Annotated in this window: 23 protein-coding genes; 13 read left to right on the top strand and 10 right to left on the bottom strand. The window is 52.5% G+C overall.

Annotated features, from left to right (window positions below):
- Positions 1-22: 22 nt before the first annotated feature.
- Genes gsiB through gsiD form a run of 3 tightly spaced genes read left to right on the top strand, consistent with a single transcriptional unit; the run spans position 23 to position 3,442 of the window.
- Positions 23-1,561 (top strand): glutathione ABC transporter substrate-binding protein GsiB, encoded by a 1,539-nt coding sequence (gene gsiB / locus HV229_RS16715; RefSeq protein WP_153690563.1) that lies wholly within the window; start codon positions 23-25, stop codon positions 1,559-1,561.
- Positions 1,562-1,607: 46 nt separating this feature from the next.
- Positions 1,608-2,528 (top strand): glutathione ABC transporter permease GsiC, encoded by a 921-nt coding sequence (gene gsiC / locus HV229_RS16710; protein ID WP_016152391.1) that lies wholly within the window; start codon positions 1,608-1,610, stop codon positions 2,526-2,528.
- Between the two features lie 2 nt (positions 2,529-2,530).
- A complete protein-coding gene (gene gsiD / locus HV229_RS16705; RefSeq protein WP_047359421.1) occupies positions 2,531-3,442 on the top strand; it encodes a glutathione ABC transporter permease GsiD in 912 nt (303 codons plus the stop codon).
- Between the two features lie 56 nt (positions 3,443-3,498).
- On the opposite strand, the gene rimO is transcribed toward gsiD, so the two are convergent.
- Positions 3,499-4,824, bottom strand: a complete 1,326-nt coding sequence (gene rimO, locus HV229_RS16700; RefSeq protein WP_016152393.1) for a 30S ribosomal protein S12 methylthiotransferase RimO — start codon at positions 4,822-4,824, stop codon at positions 3,499-3,501.
- A 230-nt stretch (positions 4,825-5,054) separates the two neighbouring features.
- Between rimO and bssR the strand changes: the two genes are divergently transcribed.
- On the top strand, positions 5,055-5,438 hold the full coding sequence (gene bssR / locus HV229_RS16695) for a biofilm formation regulator BssR (RefSeq protein ID WP_047359409.1): 384 nt from the start codon (positions 5,055-5,057) through the stop codon (positions 5,436-5,438).
- A gap of 102 nt (positions 5,439-5,540) precedes the next feature.
- Positions 5,541-6,638: a PQQ-dependent sugar dehydrogenase gene (locus HV229_RS16690; protein ID WP_181545954.1), complete on the top strand. Its 1,098-nt coding sequence runs from the start codon at positions 5,541-5,543 to the stop codon at positions 6,636-6,638.
- Positions 6,639-6,643: 5 nt separating this feature from the next.
- On the opposite strand, the gene HV229_RS16685 is transcribed toward HV229_RS16690, so the two are convergent.
- Complete coding sequence (locus HV229_RS16685; RefSeq protein ID WP_181545952.1) at positions 6,644-7,270, bottom strand: glutathione S-transferase family protein; 627 nt, start codon at positions 7,268-7,270, stop codon at positions 6,644-6,646.
- A 328-nt stretch (positions 7,271-7,598) separates the two neighbouring features.
- On the opposite strand from HV229_RS16685, the gene dacC reads away from it, so the two are divergent.
- Positions 7,599-8,801 (top strand): serine-type D-Ala-D-Ala carboxypeptidase, encoded by a 1,203-nt coding sequence (gene dacC, locus HV229_RS16680; RefSeq protein WP_016156089.1) that lies wholly within the window; start codon positions 7,599-7,601, stop codon positions 8,799-8,801.
- 45 nt (positions 8,802-8,846) lie between these two features.
- Here dacC and deoR read toward each other — a convergent pair whose 3' ends face one another.
- Positions 8,847-9,605 carry a DNA-binding transcriptional repressor DeoR gene (gene deoR / locus HV229_RS16675; protein WP_053388810.1) on the bottom strand — a complete coding sequence of 253 codons (759 nt, stop codon included), beginning with the start codon at positions 9,603-9,605 and terminating at the stop codon, positions 8,847-8,849.
- A gap of 64 nt (positions 9,606-9,669) precedes the next feature.
- Positions 9,670-10,278: an undecaprenyl-diphosphate phosphatase gene (ybjG, locus tag HV229_RS16670; protein ID WP_181545950.1), complete on the bottom strand. Its 609-nt coding sequence runs from the start codon at positions 10,276-10,278 to the stop codon at positions 9,670-9,672.
- A 297-nt stretch (positions 10,279-10,575) separates the two neighbouring features.
- Between ybjG and HV229_RS16665 the strand changes: the two genes are divergently transcribed.
- Positions 10,576-11,808 (top strand): MFS transporter, encoded by a 1,233-nt coding sequence (locus HV229_RS16665; protein ID WP_181545948.1) that lies wholly within the window; start codon positions 10,576-10,578, stop codon positions 11,806-11,808.
- A 28-nt stretch (positions 11,809-11,836) separates the two neighbouring features.
- Here the strand turns inward: HV229_RS16665 and HV229_RS16660 are convergent, their stop codons facing one another.
- From HV229_RS16660 to HV229_RS16650, 3 genes are all read right to left on the bottom strand, one after another.
- Complete coding sequence (locus HV229_RS16660) at positions 11,837-12,118, bottom strand: hypothetical protein (RefSeq protein ID WP_019076373.1); 282 nt, start codon at positions 12,116-12,118, stop codon at positions 11,837-11,839.
- Positions 12,119-12,224: 106 nt separating this feature from the next.
- The gene (locus tag HV229_RS16655; protein ID WP_181545946.1) at positions 12,225-13,040 is read right to left on the bottom strand and encodes a Cof-type HAD-IIB family hydrolase; all 816 of its coding nucleotides are present in this window, start codon (positions 13,038-13,040) and stop codon (positions 12,225-12,227) included.
- Entirely contained in the window at positions 13,040-14,248 is a 1,209-nt protein-coding gene (locus HV229_RS16650) for an MFS transporter (protein WP_029139467.1), read from the bottom strand. Before HV229_RS16650 ends, HV229_RS16655 begins: the two co-directional genes overlap by 1 nt.
- An 85-nt stretch (positions 14,249-14,333) precedes the next feature.
- Between HV229_RS16650 and HV229_RS16645 the strand changes: the two genes are divergently transcribed.
- Positions 14,334-14,894, top strand: coding sequence for a TetR/AcrR family transcriptional regulator (locus HV229_RS16645; RefSeq protein WP_029139468.1), 561 nt, complete (start codon positions 14,334-14,336; stop codon positions 14,892-14,894).
- On the opposite strand, the gene HV229_RS16640 is transcribed toward HV229_RS16645, so the two are convergent.
- Both HV229_RS16640 and HV229_RS16635 read right to left on the bottom strand, forming a co-directional pair.
- Positions 14,881-15,678: an SDR family oxidoreductase gene (locus tag HV229_RS16640; protein ID WP_181545944.1), complete on the bottom strand. Its 798-nt coding sequence runs from the start codon at positions 15,676-15,678 to the stop codon at positions 14,881-14,883. The genes HV229_RS16645 and HV229_RS16640 overlap by 14 nt on opposite strands.
- A gap of 268 nt (positions 15,679-15,946) precedes the next feature.
- Positions 15,947-17,632: an aspartate:alanine antiporter gene (locus tag HV229_RS16635; RefSeq protein ID WP_016152406.1), complete on the bottom strand. Its 1,686-nt coding sequence runs from the start codon at positions 17,630-17,632 to the stop codon at positions 15,947-15,949.
- 269 nt (positions 17,633-17,901) lie between these two features.
- Between HV229_RS16635 and HV229_RS16630 the strand changes: the two genes are divergently transcribed.
- The gene (locus HV229_RS16630) at positions 17,902-18,282 is read left to right on the top strand and encodes an inner membrane protein YbjM (protein WP_016152407.1); all 381 of its coding nucleotides are present in this window, start codon (positions 17,902-17,904) and stop codon (positions 18,280-18,282) included.
- A 34-nt stretch (positions 18,283-18,316) separates the two neighbouring features.
- Here the strand turns inward: HV229_RS16630 and HV229_RS16625 are convergent, their stop codons facing one another.
- Positions 18,317-18,580, bottom strand: coding sequence for a GrxA family glutaredoxin (locus HV229_RS16625; protein WP_016152408.1), 264 nt, complete (start codon positions 18,578-18,580; stop codon positions 18,317-18,319).
- Positions 18,581-18,752: 172 nt separating this feature from the next.
- On the opposite strand from HV229_RS16625, the gene HV229_RS16620 reads away from it, so the two are divergent.
- The 4 genes from HV229_RS16620 (at position 18,753) to HV229_RS16605 (ending at position 21,278) form a co-directional block, all read left to right on the top strand.
- On the top strand, positions 18,753-19,043 hold the full coding sequence (locus HV229_RS16620) for a YbjC family protein (protein ID WP_016152409.1): 291 nt from the start codon (positions 18,753-18,755) through the stop codon (positions 19,041-19,043).
- Entirely contained in the window at positions 19,027-19,749 is a 723-nt protein-coding gene (gene nfsA, locus HV229_RS16615; RefSeq protein ID WP_016156098.1) for a nitroreductase NfsA, read from the top strand. Before HV229_RS16620 ends, nfsA begins: the two co-directional genes overlap by 17 nt.
- A gap of 59 nt (positions 19,750-19,808) precedes the next feature.
- Positions 19,809-20,711: a 30S ribosomal protein S6--L-glutamate ligase gene (gene rimK, locus HV229_RS16610; protein WP_016152412.1), complete on the top strand. Its 903-nt coding sequence runs from the start codon at positions 19,809-19,811 to the stop codon at positions 20,709-20,711.
- Positions 20,712-20,801: 90 nt separating this feature from the next.
- Positions 20,802-21,278, top strand: coding sequence for a YbjN domain-containing protein (locus tag HV229_RS16605; protein WP_016152413.1), 477 nt, complete (start codon positions 20,802-20,804; stop codon positions 21,276-21,278).
- Positions 21,279-21,574: the final 296 nt, after the last annotated feature.

Genomic DNA, 21,574 nt, shown 5'->3' with positions numbered 1-21,574 from the left:
GGCAGGGTTTAAGGAGAATAACATGACAAAAATTGTTGCTCGAAAATGGCTGGTTGCTGTGGGAGTGGCCTCTGCGCTGGCCGCCACACCTGGCTGGGCCGCCAAAGATGTAGTAGTGGCGGTAGGATCCAATTTCACCACCCTCGATCCCTACGACGCAAACGACACGTTGTCGCAGGCGGTAGCGAAGTCGTTTTACCAGGGGCTGTTTGGCCTTGATAAAGAGATGAAGCTGAAAAATGTGCTGGCGGAGAGTTATACGGTTTCTGATGATGGCCTGACTTATACCCTTAAGCTGCGACAGGGTGTGAAGTTTCAGGACGGCACCGACTTCAACGCCGATGCGGTTAAAGCTAACCTCGACCGGGCCAGCAACCCGGAAAACCATCTGAAACGCTACAACCTGTATAAGAATATCGATAAAACCGAGGTCGTCGATCCGTCGACGGTGAAGATAACGCTGAAGCAGCCGTTCTCTGCATTTATCAATATTTTGGCGCACCCGGCTACGGCGATGATCTCTCCCGCCGCGCTGGAGAAATACGGCAAGGAGATCGGTTTCCATCCCGTGGGGACCGGGCCGTATCAGCTTGAGACCTGGAATCAGACGGATTTTGTAAAGGTTAAGAAGTTCGCGGGTTACTGGCAGCAAGGGCTGCCAAAGCTGGATACGATTACCTGGCGTCCGGTGACCGACAACAACACGCGTGCGGCAATGCTGCAGACCGGGGAAGCGCAGTTTGCCTTTCCGATCCCTTACGAGCAGGCGGCGCTACTGACGAAGAATAAAAACCTGGAACTGGTGGCCAGTCCGTCTATTATGCAGCGTTACATCAGCATGAACGTCACGCAAAAACCGTTCGATAACCCGAAGGTGCGTGAAGCGCTGAATTATGCCATCAACCGTCAGGCGCTGGTGAAAGTGGCGTTTGCCGGTTATGCGACGCCAGCAACCGGCGTTCTCCCTCCGTCGATCGCCTATGCGCAAAGCTATACGCCATGGCCATACGACCCGGCAAAAGCGCGCGAACTGCTGAAAGAAGCGGGTTATCCGAACGGTTTTACCACCACGCTATGGTCTTCTCATAACCATAGTACCGCGCAAAAAGTGCTGCAATTTACCCAGCAGCAACTGGCGCAGGTGGGCGTTAAGGCTCAGGTGACGGCGATGGATGCCGGTCAGCGCGCGGCGCAAGTCGAAGGTAAAGCGCAGAAAGAGAGCGGGGTACGCATGTTCTACACCGGCTGGTCTGCCTCTACGGGTGAAGCAGACTGGGCGCTGTCACCGCTGTTTGCATCTCAAAACTGGCCGCCAACGCTGTTTAATACGGCGTTCTACAGCAATAAGCAGGTGGACAGTGATTTAGCGGCAGCGTTGCAAACCAACGATCCGGCCCAGAAAGCGAAGCTGTACAAGGATGCGCAGGATATTATCTGGAAAGAGTCGCCGTGGATCCCACTGGTAGTGGAACAACTGATTTCGGCGCACAACACCAGATTGACCGGGTTCTGGATCATGCCGGATACCGGATTTAGCTTTGATGATGCGGATTTAAAATAAGCTATTCATCCGGCCCCGCCACACAGGGGCCGGCGAAGGGAGTGTGATGCTTAACTATGTTTTCAAGCGCCTGCTGGGGTTGATTCCAACTCTGTTGATTGTAGCGGTGCTGGTATTTTTATTTGTTCACCTGCTACCAGGCGATCCGGCCCGGCTGATTGCCGGACCGGAGGCTGATGCTGAGGTGATCGAACTGGTGCGTCAGCAGTTGGGTCTGGACCAGCCGCTGCATATTCAGTTCTGGCATTACATTACTAACGTGTTGCAAGGCGATTTTGGAACCTCAATGGTTTCTCGTCGCCCGGTCTCCGAAGAGATAGCCAGTCGTTTTATGCCATCGCTATGGCTGACCATTGCCAGCATGGCGTGGGCGGTGTTATTCGGCATGACGGCAGGGATCATTGCTGCTGTATGGCGTAATCGTTGGCCGGACAGATTGAGTATGACGCTCGCCGTCACCGGGATCTCTTTCCCGGCGTTTGCGCTCGGCATGCTGCTCATGCAGATATTCTCCGTTGAGCTTGGCTGGTTGCCCACCGTTGGCGCTGATACCTGGCGGCACTATATCCTCCCGTCTATTACCCTGGGTGCGGCGGTGGCTGCGGTGTTAGCCCGGTTTACCCGCGCTTCGTTTGTCGATGTGCTCAGTGAAGACTATATGCGTACCGCGCGGGCCAAAGGGGTGAGTGAAACCTGGGTGGTGTTAAAACATGGTTTGCGCAATGCGATGATCCCGGTGGTCACCATGATGGGGCTACAGTTTGGCTTTTTGCTTGGCGGCTCAATTGTCGTTGAGAAGGTGTTTAACTGGCCAGGGCTTGGGCGGCTGTTGGTGGACTCAGTCGAAATGCGCGACTACCCGGTGATTCAGGCCGAGGTGCTGTTGTTTTCTCTGGAGTTTATTCTTATTAACTTAGTGGTGGATGTGCTCTATGCCGCCATTAATCCGGCTATCAGGTACAAGTAAGGATGCGATTTTTTAACTGGCGCCGACAGGCGATTTTAAATGCGATGCCCCTTGTTAAGCCTGAGCAGATACGCACGCCGTGGCATGAATTCTGGCGTCGTTTCCGTCGCCAGCGCATGGCGATGTTAGCGGGGTTATTTGTCCTGCTGCTGATAATGGTGGCGATTTTTGCTCGCTGGTTAACGCCATTTGATGCCGAGAATTACTTCGATTATGACCGTCTGAATGACGGACCATCGATGCTGCACTGGTTCGGCGTTGACTCGCTGGGGCGGGATATTTTTAGCCGCGTGCTGGTGGGGGCGCAAATCTCGCTGGCGGCGGGGGTCTTTGCCGTATTTATTGGCGCGGCGATTGGCACCGTGCTGGGTCTGCTGGCGGGATACTACGAAGGCTGGTGGGATCGACTGATTATGCGTATCTGCGATGTGCTGTTCGCCTTTCCGGGCATTTTGCTGGCGATAGCCGTGGTCGCCGTGCTGGGCAGCGGCATTGCAAACGTGATTATTGCCGTGGCCATTTTCTCCATTCCGGCCTTCGCGCGGCTGGTGCGCGCAAATACGCTGGTGCTAAAGCAGCAGACCTTTATTGAATCCGCGCGCAGTATCGGCGCCAGCGATGCGACCATCATCTTCAACCATATCTTGCCGGGTACGGTTTCATCGATCGTGGTCTTTTTTACCATGCGTATTGGCACGTCGATTATCTCTGCCGCGAGCCTGTCATTTCTGGGATTGGGCGCGCAGCCGCCGACCCCGGAGTGGGGGGCAATGCTCAATGAAGCCCGCGCTGATATGGTTATCGCGCCGCACGTGGCGATTTTCCCGGCGGTGGCGATATTCCTGACGGTACTGGCGTTTAACTTACTGGGAGATGGTCTGCGCGACGCGCTGGACCCGAAAATTAAAGGATAAATCACAGGCCGGATAAGACGTAACGCTTATCCGGCCTACTGTTGGGTTGCGCTTATTTAAACGCGGGTGCCCCACAGATCGTATTCATCAGCGTTTTCGACCTTCACGCGAATGATATCGCCAGGTTTCACCTTGGTTTCGCCATTCAGGTATACCGCGCCGTCGATTTCCGGGGCGTCAGCCATGCTGCGGCCAATCGCGCCTTCTTCGTCAACTTCATCAACGATAACCAGAATTTCGCGGCCCACTTTTTCCTGCAAACGTTCAGCGGAGATTTGCTGTTGCAATTGCATAAAGCGGTTCCAGCGTTCCTCTTTCACCTCTTCCGGGATTTGGTCCGGCAGGTCATTGGCGCCAGCGCCTTCTACCGGGCTGTATTTAAAGCAGCCCACGCGGTCCAGACGCGCTTCCTTCAGGAAGTCGAGCAGCATCTGGAAGTCTTCTTCCGTTTCACCCGGGAAACCGACAATGAAGGTTGAGCGCAGCGTCAGTTCAGGGCAGATTTCACGCCACTGCTTGATGCGTGCCAGTTGTCTGTCCACGGAGCCTGGGCGTTTCATCAGCTTAAGAATACGCGGGCTGGCATGTTGCAGCGGGATGTCCAGGTACGGCAGGATTTTCCCTTCCGCCATCAGTGGGATCACGTCATCAACATGCGGGTAGGGGTAGACGTAATGCAGACGAGTCCAGATCCCCAGTTTTGATAACTGCTCGCACAGATCAACCATGCTGGTTTTGACCGGCTCGCCGTTATGGAAACCGGTGCGATGCTTCACATCCACGCCGTACGCGGAGGTATCCTGAGAAATGACCAGTATCTCTTTCACGCCCGCATCCACCAGACGTTTGGCTTCGCTGAGGACGTCGCCAATCGGACGGCTCACCAGATCGCCACGCATCGACGGAATAATGCAGAACGTGCAGCGGTGGTTGCAGCCTTCAGAAATTTTCAGATAGGCATAATGACGCGGAGTGAGCTTGACGCCCTGTTCAGGAACCAGGCTCAGGAACGGGTTGTGCTTTGGTTTGGGCACATAGTGGTGAACGTGCTCCAGAACCTGTTCGTAGCTATGCGGCCCGGTGATTTCCAGCACCTTCGGGTGGACTTCACGGATCTGATCGACTTTCGCGCCCAGACAGCCGGTGACGATCACCTTGCCGTTTTCGTTCAGCGCTTCGCCGATTGCTTCCAGCGACTCCTGAACCGCGCTGTCGATAAAGCCACAGGTGTTAACGATAACCATATCCGCGTCGTCGTAGCTTGGCACAACATCATAGCCTTCGGTACGAAGTTCGGTCAGGATGCGTTCAGAATCGACGAGGTTTTTCGGGCAGCCGAGGGAGACAAAGCCGATTTTCGGCTGGTGGGTTACATTGCTCATAGCGTAAAAATTGTTCAGTTATTGGAATATTCAGGGCACGGATTCTACAGAGTTCTGAATAAAAATTGTATCGCAATCTCATACCATCAGTCGCCACGCCCGGCGTGGAATTAAAGATTATTTGTAAATTGTGTTAATTTTCGGTGATGGATTGATCCTGGACACGACTTTGTTCAAAAAATGACCATACTATTAAGTTGCACCATAGTTGGAAAGAGGAGGAACAAAGTATGGTTGTTGACAGACTGAGAACCGATCTTCTCAACAAATTGATAAACGCCCGTGTCGAACTTGCCGCTTATCTGCTGTTGAGAAAAGCGAAAGGCTACATGTCAGTCAGCGAGAGCGATCGTCTGCGTGATAATTTTTTTGCACTGAATCGCGAATTGCACGAGCAATCACAGCTTCACGGTATGCATCTTGATCAGGAAGAGTGGAATGCCCTTCATCGTGCTGAAGGGGCGTTAGCCGCCGCCGCTGTTTGTCTTATGAGTGGACATCACGATTGTCCAACCTTTATCGCCGTTAACGCAGAGAAACTGGAAAACTGCCTGACAACGCTGACGCTAAGTATCCAGTGTTTGCAATCTTATCCAACGCTGGAACACGTCTGAATCAGGGGGAGGGCGCTCCCCCTTTTCGTTAAGATTATGTAAATGTGGCAGGATAATTCCCCTTGCTGGCTACGCTTTATGCAGAGCCATTAAGGAGGTGTTATGCGTCGACTCTTTCTCTGTGCTGTCCCACTCGCGCTATTTTCCTCTTATGCCGTCGCGGTAGAGGTGGAAGTGCTGCAAACGAAACTCGATCATCCGTGGTCGCTGGCGTTTTTACCCGACAATCGCGGTATGCTCATTACGCTTAAAGGCGGCCAGCTTCGACTTTGGCAGTCTGGGAAGGGGCTTTCCGACCCGCTGACCGGCGTACCCAAAGTCTGGGCGAATGGTCAGGGGGGATTGCTTGATGTGGCATTAGCACCGGATTTTAAACAATCCCGCCGGGTGTGGCTTAGCTTTGCTGAAGCTGACAGTGAAGGTAACGCCGGGACAGCGGTTGGTTACGGACGATTGAGCGACGATCTCAAACATCTGCAAGGGTTCCAGACCATTTTTCGCCAACAGCCGAAACTCTCCAGCGGAAACCATTTTGGCGGACGTATGGTTTTTGATGGCAACGGTTATCTGTTTATTGGTCTTGGTGAAAATAATCAACGTTCTACCGCACAGGATCTGGATAAGTTGCAGGGCAAGGTCGTACGACTGACCGATGAGGGAAAAATTCCGCCGGATAATCCGTTTGTGAAGAGGGCAGGAGCGCGGGCAGAGATTTGGTCATATGGTATCCGCAACCCGCAGGGGATGGCGATGAATCCCTGGAGCGATACGCTGTGGATCAATGAGCATGGTCCACGCGGGGGCGATGAAATCAATATCCCGGAGAAAGGGAAAAACTACGGCTGGCCGCTTGCGACCTGGGGCGTTAACTACAGTGGTCTTAAAATTCCCGAAGCAAAAGGCCCAATTGTTGCTGGAACAGAGCAACCCATCTTTTACTGGGAAAAGTCACCGGCGGTCAGCGGAATGGCTTTTTATAATAGCGATACCTTCCCACAGTGGCGGCAGAAGTTATTCATTGGCGCGTTGAAAGATAAAGAAGTGATCGTGCTGAGCGTCAAAGGGAATGCCGTCACCGAAGAGGGTCGTCTGTTGCAGGAAAGGGGACAACGGATCCGTGATGTGCGCGTCGGACCAGACGGGTACTTATACGTACTAACCGACGAGTCCGACGGGGAATTACTGAAAGTGAGTCCCTGATTTAGTTAGCTGACCGGGATCATTACGACTTTTTGAAACGCCGGACGTTCGGTCAGTTGCTGATACCAGTTCTCCAGATGTGGGCGCGGGGTCCAGCTCAGGCCAACGTTGAACAGGTTATAGATGAACGGCGCAACGGCGATATCGGCAGTGCCAAATTCAGCCCCGGAGAACCATGGCTGGTCCGCCAGCGCGTTATCCAGAATGGCAAACAGGTTATCGCACACCTGGCTACCCGCCTCGATTGCCGCCATGTCGCGTTTCTCGGCAGGGGTTCTGACCAGGCCAAACAAGATAACCCGATGCGCAGGGCTCAGCGTCTGGTTTGCCCAGTCCATCCATTTTTCACCGACGGCGCGCGCGGCCGGGGCGTCAATCCACAAACGCTTTTGTCCGTACTGAGCTGCCAGATAGCGGACAATGGTATTGGATTCCCACAGAACAACGTCCGTTTCATCATCGCGTAGTAGCGGGACCAGTCCGTTCGGGTTGAGTGCCAGATAGTTGGCATCGCGGTTACCGCCATGCTGTCCGCCCGCCAGAATTTGGTTATACGGCAGTTCCAGTTCCTCGAGCGTCCACAATACTTTTTTTACGTTGGTCGAGTTATTGCGACCCCACAGTGTAATCATAGTAACCCCGCAAATTAATTGAGCAGCTTTATGGCTGCTGATGCCATCTGACTAGCCCACATGGTGGGGTAAACCTAATATTTACGCAACAAAGTCTAAAAAAATCGTGCCAGGAGCAGCGCAGCGCGGTGTTATTGCATAAACTTTAAAAACTTTACCAACTTACGGTTTCTTTAAGCTCGTTAGTGCGTTATTACTCACCGCACTTATTTTACACGTCATCCATCAGACCTTTTCTGCATGGGTTGGCCAGGGTCGCCTGGCTGGTTTTGTGTAAACACGGTGTGGTATGACGTGGTTTTTTGGAATGGATACTCGGGTGGCATTTATGACGCAATACTTCTCTTCACTTCGCAGCTTTGCTGCAGGTTCTGCACTCTTAATCCTTTTGGCGCCGAGCGTACAGGCGGCGGAGCAACCAACGGCCCCACCGAGCGTCGACGCGCGCGCGTGGATCCTAATGGATTACGCCAGCGGTAAGGTACTGGCGGAAGGTAATGCTGATGAGAAACTGGATCCTGCCAGTCTGACTAAGATCATGACCAGCTATGTGGTCGGTCAGGCGCTGAAGGCCGGGAAAATTAACCTCAACGATATGGTCACCGTGGGCAAAGACGCCTGGGCGACCGGTAATCCGGCCCTGCGCGGTTCGTCTGTTATGTTCCTCAAGCCCGGCGATCAGGTTGCAGTGTCCGATCTGAACAAAGGCGTTATCATCCAGTCTGGTAACGATGCCTGTATCGCACTGGCTGATTACGTTGCGGGCAGCCAGGAATCCTTCATTGGTCTGATGAACGGCTACGCGAAAAAACTGGGGCTGACCAATACCACTTTCCAGACCGTGCATGGCCTGGATGCGGCAGGACAGTTCAGTACCGCACGTGATATGGCCCTGCTCGGGAAAGCGCTAATCCACGATGTACCGGAAGAGTACGCTATCCACAAAGAGAAAGAATTTACCTTTAATAAAATCCGCCAGCCGAACCGCAACCGTTTGTTGTGGAGCACCAACCTGAACGTGGACGGTATGAAAACCGGTACTACGGCTGGGGCGGGATACAACCTGGTTGCTTCCGCGACCCAGGGGGATATGCGGCTGATCTCCGTGGTGTTGGGGGCGAAAACCGACCGCATTCGTTTTAATGAGTCAGAAAAGCTGCTGACCTGGGGCTTCCGCTTCTTTGAAACCGTTACGCCGATTAAACCGGATGCCACTTTCGTGACGCAGCGCGTCTGGTTTGGTGATAAGAGTGAAGTTAATTTGGGCGCCGGAGAAGCGGGCTCGGTGACTATCCCGCGTGGTCAGCTCAAAAACCTGAAGGCCAGCTTTACCCTGACCGAACCACAGTTAACCGCGCCGCTGAAGAAAGGCCAGGTTGTGGGGACTATCGACTTCCAGTTGAACGGGAAATCCATCGAGCAGCGTCCACTGATGGTGATGGAGGCCGTGGAAGAGGGGGGATTCTTTAGTCGCATGTGGGACTTTGTGATGATGAAATTCCACCAGTGGTTTGGCGGCTGGTTCTCTTAAGCTTAGCGTTTGCCGGATGACGCTATTGCCATCCGGCAGTATCGCTTAATACATCAGTTTGATACGTTGCGCTTTCGCGTACTCAACAAACGCCTCGTCAGGACGGCTATCGCTGACGATGGTATTAAAGTGTTTTACTTCACCCATCCGCGCAGTACGCACCTTACCAAATTTGCTGTGATCGACCACCAGCACGTGATGCTGCGCCATCGACATCGCCCAGTGTTTCACCGGTAGCTCTTCCAGGTTAAAACAGGTCGCGCCTTTCTCAATATGAACGCCAGCTGCGGAATAAAAAGCGATATCCGGGCACAGGTTGTTCAGCGTTTCCTGGAAATCAAGCGGTTTGAAAATTGCGTTGCTGGCATGGAATTCGCCACCACACAGAATGACGCGGCACTGCGGTTTTTCCTGCAGCACCAGAAACGTATTTAGCGAGTAGCAGATTGCGGTGAAAGGCAATTCATTGTCGATAGCCTCAATGATCCACGGCGTGGTGGTACCACAGTCGAAAAAGATAGTCTGATGTGCCTGCACGAGGCTTGCCGCCATCTGGGCGGCACGGCGCTTTTCATCAACCAGTCGGGATTTTTGATCGCTGATTAAATAGTGATTGGCGCTGCGGGGTTCCAGAACAATATAGCCCCCGAGCAAGACGACGGGAGCATCGTGATTATTCAGGTCGCGACGAATGGTCATCTCAGATACGCCCAGCAGCGTCGCGGCTTCTTTGAGGTGTAATTTATCGCTGCGTTTCAGCGCCTGCAGTAATTGACCAATACGCTCGTCGCGTCGAGTTTCCATAGTTCCCCTGGAGAGTAGAATAAGTGCTCAGTATCGCGCTTAATACTACTCTTTTTACCGTGGGTTAGTCACGCACCCAGCCTTTACGGATGGGCAGAGCGAAGCAGGCGCGATAGCAATTTTGCAAGCCGAGGTACAGGGGCGTGCCAAACCGCTGCCAGATCATCTGGGCGCTCAGGCAGCCAATCAGCCCGGCGAGTAATCCTCCCAGCATATCCAGCGGCCAGTGTACGCCAAGGTAGACCCGCGACCAGGCAATCGCCACAGCAACGACCATCAGCAGAGCGCCCGTCCACAGCCGATGCCAGAACAGGAAAGCCAGTGCAAAGGTAAAGATAACCGTACCGTGATCGCTCGGGAAAGAGTCATCCGCCGCATGATGCAGGAAGTTGTAACCGATGTGGTTAACAAACGGACGATCGTGAGGGAACAGATGCCCCATCAGCCATGAAATCGTCAGACCGACGATCAGCGCAATCGCCATTTTTATAACTAACTGGCGCTGGAGAGTAACCTGGGCCCGCGGCCCCCAAAGCCAAAGCACAACGGCTAACAGCGGTACGATGTTAATCAGGTCTTTGGCAATAAAAATGGCAAGCGATATCATCCATTGCGCAGAGTCCGGCGTGGCATTGATGAGATAAAAAAGTGAATTGTTCAGATTTTCCAGCATATCGTCCAGACTCAGTGTAATCGTTAAAAAGGCCCATGAGGGGAGAGCATAAAATTGCTTTCACGGGATAAAAAGCGGTCTTGTCTTATTTGTCTGTTAAATGACTATTTTTCAGACAATTAATGAGACTTAATGAACATGATAGCGGCCTCAACTTAAATTAACCTTAACGCAAAATGTTCCTGAGCAAATGAGTGTAAAAATGTGCGCAATTTGCTTTCAAATCACATAATTCACTATCACCAGTACGGCGCATTTATTACACTTTGCGCGATTTTTCTATAGTTAAGAGACTGCATGCAGAACCGTTTATCTTCAGGCGCCCGTTTGGGGCGTCAGGCATTACTTTTCCCTCTCTGTCTGGTGCTTTACGAATTCTCTACTTATATCGGCAACGATATGATCCAGCCCGGAATGTTGGCGGTGGTGGAGCAATATAATGCCGGATTAGATTGGGTGCCCACATCCATGACCGCCTATCTGGCTGGCGGCATGTTTTTGCAGTGGTTATTAGGACCGCTGTCGGATCGAATTGGACGTCGCCCGGTGATGTTAACCGGCGTGCTCTGGTTCATTGTGACCTGCCTTGCAACCCTGCTTGCGCAGAATATTGAGCAATTTACCTTCCTGCGTTTTTTACAAGGGATAAGCCTGTGCTTTATTGGCGCGGTGGGTTACGCCGCAATTCAGGAATCCTTTGAAGAAGCGGTGTGCATAAAAATTACCGCGCTGATGGCAAACGTAGCGTTGATTGCGCCCCTGCTGGGGCCGTTGGTCGGCGCAGCCTGGGTACATGTTCTGCCGTGGGAAGGGATGTTTATCCTGTTTGCCGCCCTGGCCGCCATCTCTTTTTTTGGTCTGCAACGCGCGATGCCGGAAACGGCAACCCGGCTTGGTGAAAAGCTGTCGATTAAAGAGCTGGGCAAAGATTATAAGCTGGTGCTGAGGAACGTGCGCTTCGTTGCAGGCGCGCTGGCATTGGGTTTTGTCAGCCTGCCGTTACTGGCGTGGATTGCGCAGTCCCCGATTATTATCATCAGCGGTGAACATCTCAGCAGTTACGAATATGGCCTGTTGCAGGTGCCGATTTTTGGCGCGTTGATTGCCGGTAACCTGGTACTGGCGCGCCTGACCTCGCGAAAAACCGTACGTTCGCTGATTATCATTGGCGGCTGGCCAATCGCCGTCGGGCTGGTGATTGCCGCTGCGGCCACGGTGGTGTCATCCCATGCTTATCTATGGATGACGGCGGGTTTAAGCATCTATGCATTTGGTATTGGCGTGGCGAATGCGGGACTGGTACGTCTGACGCTGTTTGCCAGTGAAATGAGTAAGGGCACGGTTTCTGCCTCCATGGGTATGTTGCAGATGCTGATTTTTACCGTCGGTATTGAGCTGAGTAAACACGCTTATCTGCTCGGAGGAAACGGCTTGTTCAGCCTGTTCAATCTGGCAAGCGGCGTACTGTGGGTGATTCTGATGGTTATCTTCCTGAAAGATAAACGGGTAGGGGATTCACGGGAAGGTTAAAGCCCGGTTGCCCGGGCCAGGCAAAAACTTAGTGGTGATCGTCAATCTGGTGTTCGATGATCATTCCTTCACCGACGCTTGCAACATGTCGCGCATAAGGATGTGCGCGATAGACTGGGGCCGGGGCAGGCGCCGGAGCAACATACACCGTTTGTGGCGCGGTGGTAACGCTGACCGCCTGCGGAACGCTGACGGAAGAGGGCACTACCACCACCTTATAACCGCTTGGTACATCAACGGTAACGCTTTGCGCAAATGTTGTCCCCGCAAAACCCAGCAACAATGTCGCTATCAGTACACTTTTCTTCATAATCCGCTCGTCTGAATATTCACTGGAGGTAATAATCCAGCGGGTTAATTTGAGGCGGATTATGAATAGATCATGCCATCATTTTGTTGCCGTCTGTGCTGAGGCGTTATTGCGTAAACGGTGCTTCATTCTTTAACACGCGGTCAATAATATCCAGCACGCCCTCTTCGTTGTTCGACCCTGCGCGATATTTTGCCGCCTGGATAACCGGCTCATGGGCGTTCGCCATTGCAAAACTAAATCCTGCCTGACGCAGCATCTCAATATCATTGCCGCCATCGCCAAACACAACAACTTCATCGTCGGTAATATTCCAGCGTTGTTGCAGCAGACGCAGCCCGTTTGCCTTATGCACACCGGGTATAATTAAATCGATGCTGCCGTAGCCGGTATGTACCGGCACCATAATGTCGCCAATCGCCTCATGGAGGTCAGCCTGCACCTGGGGGATACGATCGTCTGAAATATTTAGCCCGAACTTGAAGAAAATGTCGTTGAGGTTGTCAAAATTATCCACAAATTCAATACGATGATAATACATGGCGGAGACCGTCTTATGCTCATCGCTGTACCGCTTCAGGGTATAGGCGCTATTTTTACCGCAGGCGATAATGTCGATGTCCGTACGGGTCAGCAGATGTTCCACAATGGCATGGAAATCGTCTTTTGCCAGCTCACCGTTAAAGACATCTTCCCCTTCGCTGACCACCCATCCGCCGTTTTCAGCGACAAATGAGATTTCACTGGCTAGTTCAGGGAAAAAGGAGATGAGCTGGTAATACTGGTTGCCGCTGGCGACCACAAAGCGGATCCCTTGTTCTTTCATCTGGCGGTATTGCGCCATAAAGCGCTCACGATTATAGGTTTTTTGGTCGCTTAAAAATGTGCCGTCCATGTCGACTGCAATCAGTTTGATACGCATTAGCTGTTCTCCATCACAGTGGTGTTTTTGAGATCCGGTTTTGCCACCGCTTTCGCGACGATGGCGGCGACAAGCACCAGCGCCAGCACCACCAGCATAGCGCTACGCAGGCCGTAGTGTTCACCCAGGTAGCCCAGCAGCGGTGGTCCAACCAGGAATGCCAGATAGCCGGTAGTGGCGACAACGCTGACGCGGGTTGGCGCATCGGGGCCGGTGTCGCTGGCAGCCGAAATGGTCAGTGGGAAGCCCAGTGATGCGCCGAGTCCCCACAGAATAACGGAAACACCCGCCACCCAAGTGCTGTCGACAAAAATAATCAGGCTAATCCCAAGAGCCCCCATAAGCGCACTGGCGCGTACTACCGCGACGCGGCTGTAGCGGTCGATGAACCAGCCGCCAGTAAATCGTCCAACGGTCATACCCAGCGTAAATCCGGCATAAATCAGCGAGCCTGATGTCGGGCTAAATCCATGTCCGTCCACCATCAGCAGCGGAAGCCAGTCGTTGGCGGAACCTTCAGCAAATGCCATTGCGAGCACCACGACGCCAATCAGCAATAGCTGAATATCGCGATAAAAAGGCAGTCCTTTTTCGCCGGAGTGAGACCCGTCAGCGGCATTTTTACCCGTGCCGTCAGGAATGGCTTTGATGGCGATGAAAATAGGGGTGATAGCCACCATCGCCGCCAGCAAGATATGCGCGGTCGCCGGTACGCTGAAGGCGGTAAGCATCATCCCGACTCCGGCACCCGCCAGCGTTCCCAGGCTGTAAAAACCGTGCATCATCGGCAGTACGGTTTTATTCATTTCGCGCTCAACAGCCGCACCTTCGACGTTGATGGCAACTTCTGCTGCGCCAAAGCTGGCGCCGAACACGCCCAGACCAAATGCGAAAAGCCATGCGGAATGCAGCCAGAGTGCCACGCTGAGGATTGCCATTCCGAGGACAGCGCAAGACATGGTGGTACGGATCACTTTACGCGTGCCAAATCGTTTCACCAGCCAGGCCGAACAAAGAATGCCACTCATCGAACCAATTGAGAGTCCAAACAGCACCGCGCCCATTTCGGCGGTTGAGATGGAGAGGATATCTCTGATGGCAGGGGTACGCGTTGCCCAGGAGGCCATTAATAATCCTGGTAAAAAGAAGAACGTGAACAGTGCCCAGGTGCGACGTCTTAAGGCTTTGCGTGATGAGATGCCAGTCATGAATTCGAGCCGAAGAAAAGAGGAAAGAAGACAACCTTAGCAAGGTTGTGTACATTTGTACACAAATGCAAGAAGAGGTAATGCAGTGCGACGTGCGAACGATCCGCAGCGGCGGGAAAAAATAGTTCAGGCGACTCTGGATGCGGTAATAGCCCATGGTATTCATGCGGTTACACATCGGAAGATTGCGACAATTGCTCAGGTGCCCTTGGGTTCTATGACCTATTACTTTTCGGGAATTGATGAGCTTTTAATGGAGGCGTTTGACCGTTTTACTGACAGGATGATGCTGCAGTATCAGGCTTTTTTTGCCGACGTTGCGGATGCGTCGCAGGCTTGCCATGCGATTACCGATATGATTTACAGCTCCCAGGTCACGACACCCGATAACATGGAACTCATGTATCAGCTGTATGCCTTCGCCAGCCGTAAACCGGCACTAAAAACGGTGATGCAAAACTGGATGTTACGCAGCCAACAAACGCTGGAGCAGTGGTTTGCTCCGGTTACGGCGCGGGCGCTGGATGCGTTTATTGAAGGGATGACGCTGCATTTTGTCACGGACAAAAAACCACTGCGGCGAGAAGATATCTTGCTGATGGTGGAGCGTATTGCGGGGTTGCCCGCGACGGTCAGTTGTGCGTAGCGCCGCCGGTAATATTCACCACCGTTGCGGTGATTGCTCCGGCATGGTCTGAAGCCAGAAAGGTCATTACCTCAGCGATTTGTGCAAGCGTAGGCAGGCGCCCAAGCATGGTACTTTGCGCCGCACCACCTAACCATTGTGCGACGGTTATACCCATTGACTGCGCTTTAGCGGTAAAAATATCCCCGGTATAGGAACCGGCCTGAACGGCATCCACAATCGCATGCGAGCGCACGCCGACGACCCGAATATTCGCCGGCCCCAGTTCGCTGGCGAGCGCTTTAAGAAAGGCCTCTGTTCCCGCACAGCCAACGATGTGTCCCAGATGTCCAGGCATCGCCATCGGGGCCGCGGGCGCAACAACGGTGAGAATGACGCCCGCACGATTGCCGCCCATGTGTGGCGTTACGGCTTTTGCGATATTGAACTGCGCCGAGAGGAAAGGGGTGATACCGCTCATAAACTCAGAAAGGGATAACGCCTCGATGCGTTTGCCCTGTTCATGCATAAAGCCGGTTGCGTTAACCACCACATCTATTCCACCGGTTTGCTGCGCAAGCTGAGTAACTTGTTTTGAGGTAACGTATTTGTCGAGTACATCGGTGACAAAGGTTTCGACGGCACCGCCCGCGGTTCGAATGCTACTGGCCGCCCAATCCAGCTTTTCCTGACTGCGCGCGCCCAGATACACATGAGCGCCTTCACGCGCCATAGCATGCGCAACTGCACTGCCTATAGCGCCGCTGCCACCGAAAATTACCGCGACTTTGCCTGCGAGTAACATAGCAACCACCTATTACCATTTAGCTCTGACTAAAAGTATGTGTCATAACCAGCATGCTGCAAATGTGAGAGAGTTTCGGGGGAGGGAGTCAGCGATCGCAAAATTCAGGCAACAAAAAACCCATCAACCTTGAACCAAAACGGCGGGGTTGATGGGCTCCACAAATTGGGGACATCAAAGAAAAGCAGTGGCAATAGTTATGACTGACGTCTTGAAGAAAAGTTCTGCTTACCTGCAAAAAATTTTCGTTTAAGAGTAAATTTCAGCGCTAACCAAGCCCAGGCCAGACAATAACGATGAGTGTCCCCGCTAATGTCAGCAGTACGTTGGCAATTGCGTAGGTCCCGGCATAGCCTAATGCGGGGATGTTGCTGCGTGCCGTATCGCTGATGATTTCCATTGCCGGAGCGCAGGTACGCGCGCCCATCATGGCGCCAAAAAGCAGGGCGCGGTTCATGCGCAATACGTAAGCACCGAATAAGAAACAGATGACAACCGGCACCAGGCTGACAACCAGGCCGGCAATCAGCATTTGACCACCCACGGCGCCAAGGCCATTGCCAATGCCGCTGCCCGCGCTTAAACCGACGCCTGCCATAAATACCATCAGGCCAAACTCTTTGACCATGTTCAGCGCCCCCTGTGGGATATAGCCAAACGTTGGATGGTTGGCACGCAGGAAGCCCAGCATGATCCCGGCGAACAGCAGTCCAGCCGCATTCCCGATGCCGAAGCTGAAATTACTGAACTGGAAGGTGATCATCCCGATCATCAGACCGATGATAAAGAAGGCGCAGAAGGCCAGCAGATCGGTCACCTGACTGTGAATGGAAATGAAGCCGATACGATCGGCAATGGTTTTGACGCGGCGAGCATCCCCACTGACCTGCAGCACGTCGCCTTTATTAAGCACGACGTTATCATCGATAGGCATTTCAATCTGGCTACGGATCACGCGGTTGAGAAAACAGCCGTGATCGGTCAGTTTCAACTGGGCCAGGCGGCGGCCAACGGCATTGTGGTTTTTCACCACAATCTCTTCAGTGACGATGCGCATATCGAGCAGATCGCGATCGAACACCTCTTTACCATTACGGAAGCTGGGATCGAGGCGGGCATGTGCATCAGGATAACCCACCAGGGCTATCTCATCGCCCATTTGCAGTACCGCGTCGCCATCCGGGTTGGCCAGGATGCCGTTGCGACGGATGCGTTCAATGTAACAACCGGTCTGGCGATAGATACCCAGCTCGCGCAGATTTTTGCCATCGGCCCATGCCACCAGTTCCGGGCCAACGCGATAGGCACGAATTACCGGCAGATAAACCTTACGGTTGGCATCAGTGTCCAGACCTCGTTCACGTGCGATTTGTTGGGCGCTGGTTTGCAGATCCTGATGCTGAAGTTTCGGCAGGTAGCGCGCGCCAACAATCAGACTGACCAAACCAATCAAATAGGTGAGCGCATAACCGAGGCTCAGGTTATCGAGGGCGGTTGAAAGCGATGTCCCCGACATTCCGGAATGGCGCAAGGTGTCACCCGCGCCGACCAGCACCGGCGTTGAGGTCATCGAGCCGGCCAGCATACCTGCCGTCAGGCCGATGTCCCAGCCAAATAGCTTACCCAGCCCCAGGGCGATCAGCATGGCGCTGCCGACCATCACCAGAGCAAGCATTAGATAATTTTTCCCATCGCGAAAAAAAATCGAAAAAAAGTTGGGACCGGCTTCGACGCCGACACAAAAAATAAACAGCATAAAGCCGAGATTTAATGCATCGGTGTTAATACTAAAGTGCTGTTGACCTAATAATAGGGACACCACTAAAACGCCAATGGAATTACCGAGTTGGACTGAACCCAGACGTAATTTACCCAGACACAGGCCCAGTGCCAGGACCACAAATAATAACAGGATGTAATTCCCATTTAACAAATCTGCGACGTTTATATTCACGGAGACTAACTTCTTGTTTACTAGTAAGCTATTGAAAGAAATGGCAATTTACGCTAATGTTTTTGCCAGAAATTAAGGGGCGACAGCTTCGTACACAGCCCCAAATAATGCAGCATAACAATATATGCGGTTAGTTTAATCTCATTACGTATCAACGGCTATAAGAATCGTGTGAGTGTGTTTTTGGCATGGAATGCCTGGTTACTTTATCTGACTGGACGCCTGCGGGCGAAAAGAGTGTTCGATAGAGAATGTGTCAGGAGGAACAATTGAAACATAAGCAAAGTTGGGCGGGTGCGGTCTGCTGCTTTGTGCTCTTTATTGTGGTGTGTCTTTCATTAACGCTGAACGTGAAAGGGGCATTCAGAGCGGCAGGGCATCCTGAGGTCGGATTGTTGTTTTTTATCCTGCCTGGTGCTGCAGCAAGCTTTTTCTCCCATCGTCGGGAGGTGCTCAAACCCCTTCTTGGTGCCATGTTGGCGGCGCCGTGCTGTCTGTTACTGATGCGGTTCGTTTTTATGCCGACGCGTTCGTTGTGGCAAGAGCTGGCATGGTTGTTTAGTGCGGTGTTTTGGTGCGCGCTTGGCGCATTGTGTTTTTTGTTTATCAGCAACTTGTTCAATCAGCATCATCGACGGAAAAAGAACTGAAGACGCCCTCCAGCGGAGGGCGTAGAAACGGCGATCAGGCGAACAGATTCATGTTCTCTTTTGCCCACGCTTCAAAATCCGTGCAGCCGCCGATGTGTTTTTGATCAACAAAAATCTGCGGAACGGTTTCAACTGGCTTACCTACCGTCTTTTCCAGATCGGCTTTCGTAATACCTTCGGCATGGATATCAATGTAGCGGAAGTTAAAATCGTCATGCTCATTGCTTAATTTTTCTGCTAATTCTTTTGCGCGCACGCAATACGGGCACCCTGGACGACCAAAAATAACGGCAAACATCTCTCTCTCCTCGAACTTATCAGGCCGGATGGCAATACTTGTTATGATGCCGCGATTTGTGACGGATGAAAAGCAGGTTCAGCCTGTTGCTTTGATACCCTCAAGCTATAACTGTTAAACACGACAAGCCGGAACGTTTTATAATGGAAGCCATTTCGCCGGGAGGCCGCTTATGCGCACAATTGGTGCATTACCCAAAAGCGTATTGATGCTGGAAATAATCGGGATGGTTTTGTTATCGCTGGCGCTGCTATCGCTTAACGATTACCTCACTTTACCCGCACCGCTTGGCAGTCCGTTAGCCTGCGTGGTGATGATATTTCTGGGTGTGCTGCTGATGCTTCCCGCCGCGGTGGTATTAACGTGGCGTATTGCTCAACTGGTTGCGCCGCAGCTGATGTCACGAACCCCCGGTGATTCTTCACGTTCAGACAGAGAAAAAAGAGATGACGCCAACCATTGATTTACTTCGTAGCCACCGTTCCATTCGCCATTTCACCGATGATGCCATTTCAGATGCGCAGCGGGAGGCGATTATTGCCGCCGCTCAGGGGACCTCAAGCTCCAGTTTTTTACAATGCACAACCATTGTTCGCATAACGGATAACGCCCTGCGTGAATCACTGGCTACTTTATCCGGCGGACAAAAACATGTGGCGCAGGCTGCCGAGTTCTGGGTGTTTTGCGCTGACTTTAATCGCCATTTGCAGATTTGCCCTGACGCGCAACTCGGGCTGGCGGAACAATTGCTACTGGGCGTCGTTGATACCGCGATGATGGCGCAAAATGCGCTGACGGCGGCAGAGTCTTTGGGACTTGGCGGCGTGTTTATTGGCGGTCTGCGAAATAACATTGAGCCGGTCACTGAACTTCTGAAGCTTCCGCAACATGTTCTGCCGTTGTTTGGGCTATGCCTCGGCTGGCCTGCTGATAACCCGGATATCAAGCCGCGACTGCCAGCGTCGCTTGTGGTGCACGAAAATCAGTATCAGCCACTCAACAAAGACGTTTTATCGCAATATGATGAGCAGCTCGCGCAGTACTATCTGACCCGCGGGAGCAATACGCGCCGTGACACCTGGAGCGACCATATTCGCCGCACCATCATTAAAGAAAGTCGTCCCTTTATCCTGGAATATTTGCATAAACAGGGATGGGCTACGCGCTAAAGATTTTAACGCAGTGTATGATACGCCAGCTTTTACCAGGTCATTCAGAGAGGTGCAGGGTGAAAATTGCCATTTTGTCCCGGGACGGAACGCTCTATTCTTGTAAGCGCCTGCGTGAAGCGGCGATGCAGCGTGGTCACCTGGTTGAAATTATCGATCCCCTTTCTTGCTATATGAACATCAGCCCGGCGGCGTCCTCTATTCATTACAAGGGCCGCCAGCTTCCTCATTTCGATGCAGTGATCCCAAGGATTGGTTCAGCGATTACCTTTTACGGTACCGCGGCGTTGCGCCAGTTTGAGATGCTGGGTAGCTATCCGCTGAATGAGTCGGTAGCAATTACGCGTGCGCGCGATAAGCTGCGTTCGCTGCAGCTGCTGGCGCGTCAGGGAATCGATTTACCCATCACCGGGATTGCTCACTCTCCGGACGATACCAGCGACATGATTGACATGGTTGGCGGCGCGCCGCTGGTGGTGAAACTGGTTGAAGGTACGCAGGGGATCGGCGTGGTACTGGCGGAAACGCGCCAGGCCGCAGAAAGCGTGGTGGATGCCTTTCGTGGGTTGAATGCCCATATTCTGGTTCAGGAATATATCAAAGAAGCGAAAGGGCGAGATATTCGCTGTTTCGTGGTGGGTGACGAGGTGGTGGCCGCCATTGAGCGCCGGGCCAAAGAAGGTGATTTTCGTTCTAACCTCCATCGCGGTGGGGTTGCCACTATTGCGAATATCACGCCGCGCGAAAGGGAAATTGCGCTCAAAGCCGCTCAGACAATGGGTCTGGACGTTGCTGGCGTTGATATTCTGCGTGCTGAACGTGGGCCGCTGGTCATGGAGGTCAACGCTTCTCCTGGCCTGGAGGGGGTGGAGAAAACCACCGGAATAGACATTGCCGGCAAGATGATCCAGTGGATTGAGCGTCACGCTACGCCTGAATTTTGCCTTAAAATCGGCGGCTAAGCACAATATCGATTGCGATCGTAGTATGACACGCTCTTTTTGCGTAAGCTGTGCCGGTATTTTTTTCATCAATAGAGGTCGCACATTATTATGACATCACTGGTCGTTCCCACTCTGGATACGTTGCGTCAATGGCTCGACGACCTGGGCATGAGTTTTTTTGAATGCGATACCTGTCAGGCGCTGCATTTGCCGCACATGCAGAATTTTGACGGCATCTTTGATGCAAAAGTTGATTTGGTCGATAACGTCATTCTGTTTTCCGCGATGGCAGAAGTCAGACCTTCTGCACTACTGCCGCTGGCCGCCGATCTGTCTGCGATTAACGCCAGTTCACTGACGGTGAAAGCCTTTCTGGATATGCAGGATGATAATCTGCCAAAGCTGGTGGTCTGCCAGTCTTTATCCGTTATCCCGGGCGTGACGTTTGAGCAGTTCGAATATTTTGTTCGCCAGAGTGAAGAGCAAATATCGATGGTGATCCTCGAGGCCGGTGCGCATCAGCTGTTATTTAACGCTGAAGAAGATGCGCAAAACAGCAACGCCGAAGTTCATTTCCTCCATTAATTCTTCCTGAATCTGGACATATATTGCGCAGCCGCTGCCAAAGCGGTTGCGTATTGCCTGTTTTTATTCTGCATTTAACCGTTCATTAAAGAATTATTCACCTCCATTCAGCGCCTTCCACTGTATGTCATAGACAATTCATGCATAAAAAATTGATAAAAGACGTTTTTTAATCTGGGCTATATCCACAAATCCTGGCTAAAGTTATTCTTGCGAAGCTTATCAACGTCATCATTCAAACAGCCCCTTGTGGCCTGACCTGTGGCCACAATGCATATTGAATGCATGGGCGGATA

This window comes from Citrobacter sp. RHBSTW-00524, from assembly GCF_013747755.1.
GTDB lineage: Bacteria > Pseudomonadota > Gammaproteobacteria > Enterobacterales > Enterobacteriaceae > Citrobacter > Citrobacter braakii.
Note: the sequence above shows the minus strand (reverse complement) of the source record. Positions and strands in the feature narration are given on the sequence as shown.

What these genes read in the sequence shown, in the direction of transcription:
- HV229_RS16655 (WP_181545946.1), bottom strand. Translation starts at nt 13,040, where the DNA reads ATGCGTATCAAACTGATTGCAGTCGACATGGACGGCACATTTTTAAGC.
- bssR (WP_047359409.1), top strand. Translation starts at nt 5,055, where the DNA reads ATGGTTGTTGACAGACTGAGAACCGATCTTCTCAACAAATTGATAAAC.
- gsiD (WP_047359421.1), top strand. Translation starts at nt 2,531, where the DNA reads ATGCGATTTTTTAACTGGCGCCGACAGGCGATTTTAAATGCGATGCCC.
- HV229_RS16665 (WP_181545948.1), top strand. Translation starts at nt 10,576, where the DNA reads ATGCAGAACCGTTTATCTTCAGGCGCCCGTTTGGGGCGTCAGGCATTA.
- HV229_RS16620 (WP_016152409.1), top strand. Translation starts at nt 18,753, where the DNA reads ATGCGCACAATTGGTGCATTACCCAAAAGCGTATTGATGCTGGAAATA.
- nfsA (WP_016156098.1), top strand. Translation starts at nt 19,027, where the DNA reads ATGACGCCAACCATTGATTTACTTCGTAGCCACCGTTCCATTCGCCAT.
- deoR (WP_053388810.1), bottom strand. Translation starts at nt 9,605, where the DNA reads ATGGAAACTCGACGCGACGAGCGTATTGGTCAATTACTGCAGGCGCTG.
- HV229_RS16650 (WP_029139467.1), bottom strand. Translation starts at nt 14,248, where the DNA reads ATGACTGGCATCTCATCACGCAAAGCCTTAAGACGTCGCACCTGGGCA.
- HV229_RS16605 (WP_016152413.1), top strand. Translation starts at nt 20,802, where the DNA reads ATGACATCACTGGTCGTTCCCACTCTGGATACGTTGCGTCAATGGCTC.
- gsiC (WP_016152391.1), top strand. Translation starts at nt 1,608, where the DNA reads ATGCTTAACTATGTTTTCAAGCGCCTGCTGGGGTTGATTCCAACTCTG.
- HV229_RS16690 (WP_181545954.1), top strand. Translation starts at nt 5,541, where the DNA reads ATGCGTCGACTCTTTCTCTGTGCTGTCCCACTCGCGCTATTTTCCTCT.
- dacC (WP_016156089.1), top strand. Translation starts at nt 7,599, where the DNA reads ATGACGCAATACTTCTCTTCACTTCGCAGCTTTGCTGCAGGTTCTGCA.
- HV229_RS16640 (WP_181545944.1), bottom strand. Translation starts at nt 15,678, where the DNA reads ATGTTACTCGCAGGCAAAGTCGCGGTAATTTTCGGTGGCAGCGGCGCT.
- HV229_RS16685 (WP_181545952.1), bottom strand. Translation starts at nt 7,270, where the DNA reads ATGATTACACTGTGGGGTCGCAATAACTCGACCAACGTAAAAAAAGTA.
- rimO (WP_016152393.1), bottom strand. Translation starts at nt 4,824, where the DNA reads ATGAGCAATGTAACCCACCAGCCGAAAATCGGCTTTGTCTCCCTCGGC.
- HV229_RS16625 (WP_016152408.1), bottom strand. Translation starts at nt 18,580, where the DNA reads ATGTTTGCCGTTATTTTTGGTCGTCCAGGGTGCCCGTATTGCGTGCGC.
- gsiB (WP_153690563.1), top strand. Translation starts at nt 23, where the DNA reads ATGACAAAAATTGTTGCTCGAAAATGGCTGGTTGCTGTGGGAGTGGCC.
- HV229_RS16660 (WP_019076373.1), bottom strand. Translation starts at nt 12,118, where the DNA reads ATGAAGAAAAGTGTACTGATAGCGACATTGTTGCTGGGTTTTGCGGGG.
- ybjG (WP_181545950.1), bottom strand. Translation starts at nt 10,278, where the DNA reads ATGCTGGAAAATCTGAACAATTCACTTTTTTATCTCATCAATGCCACG.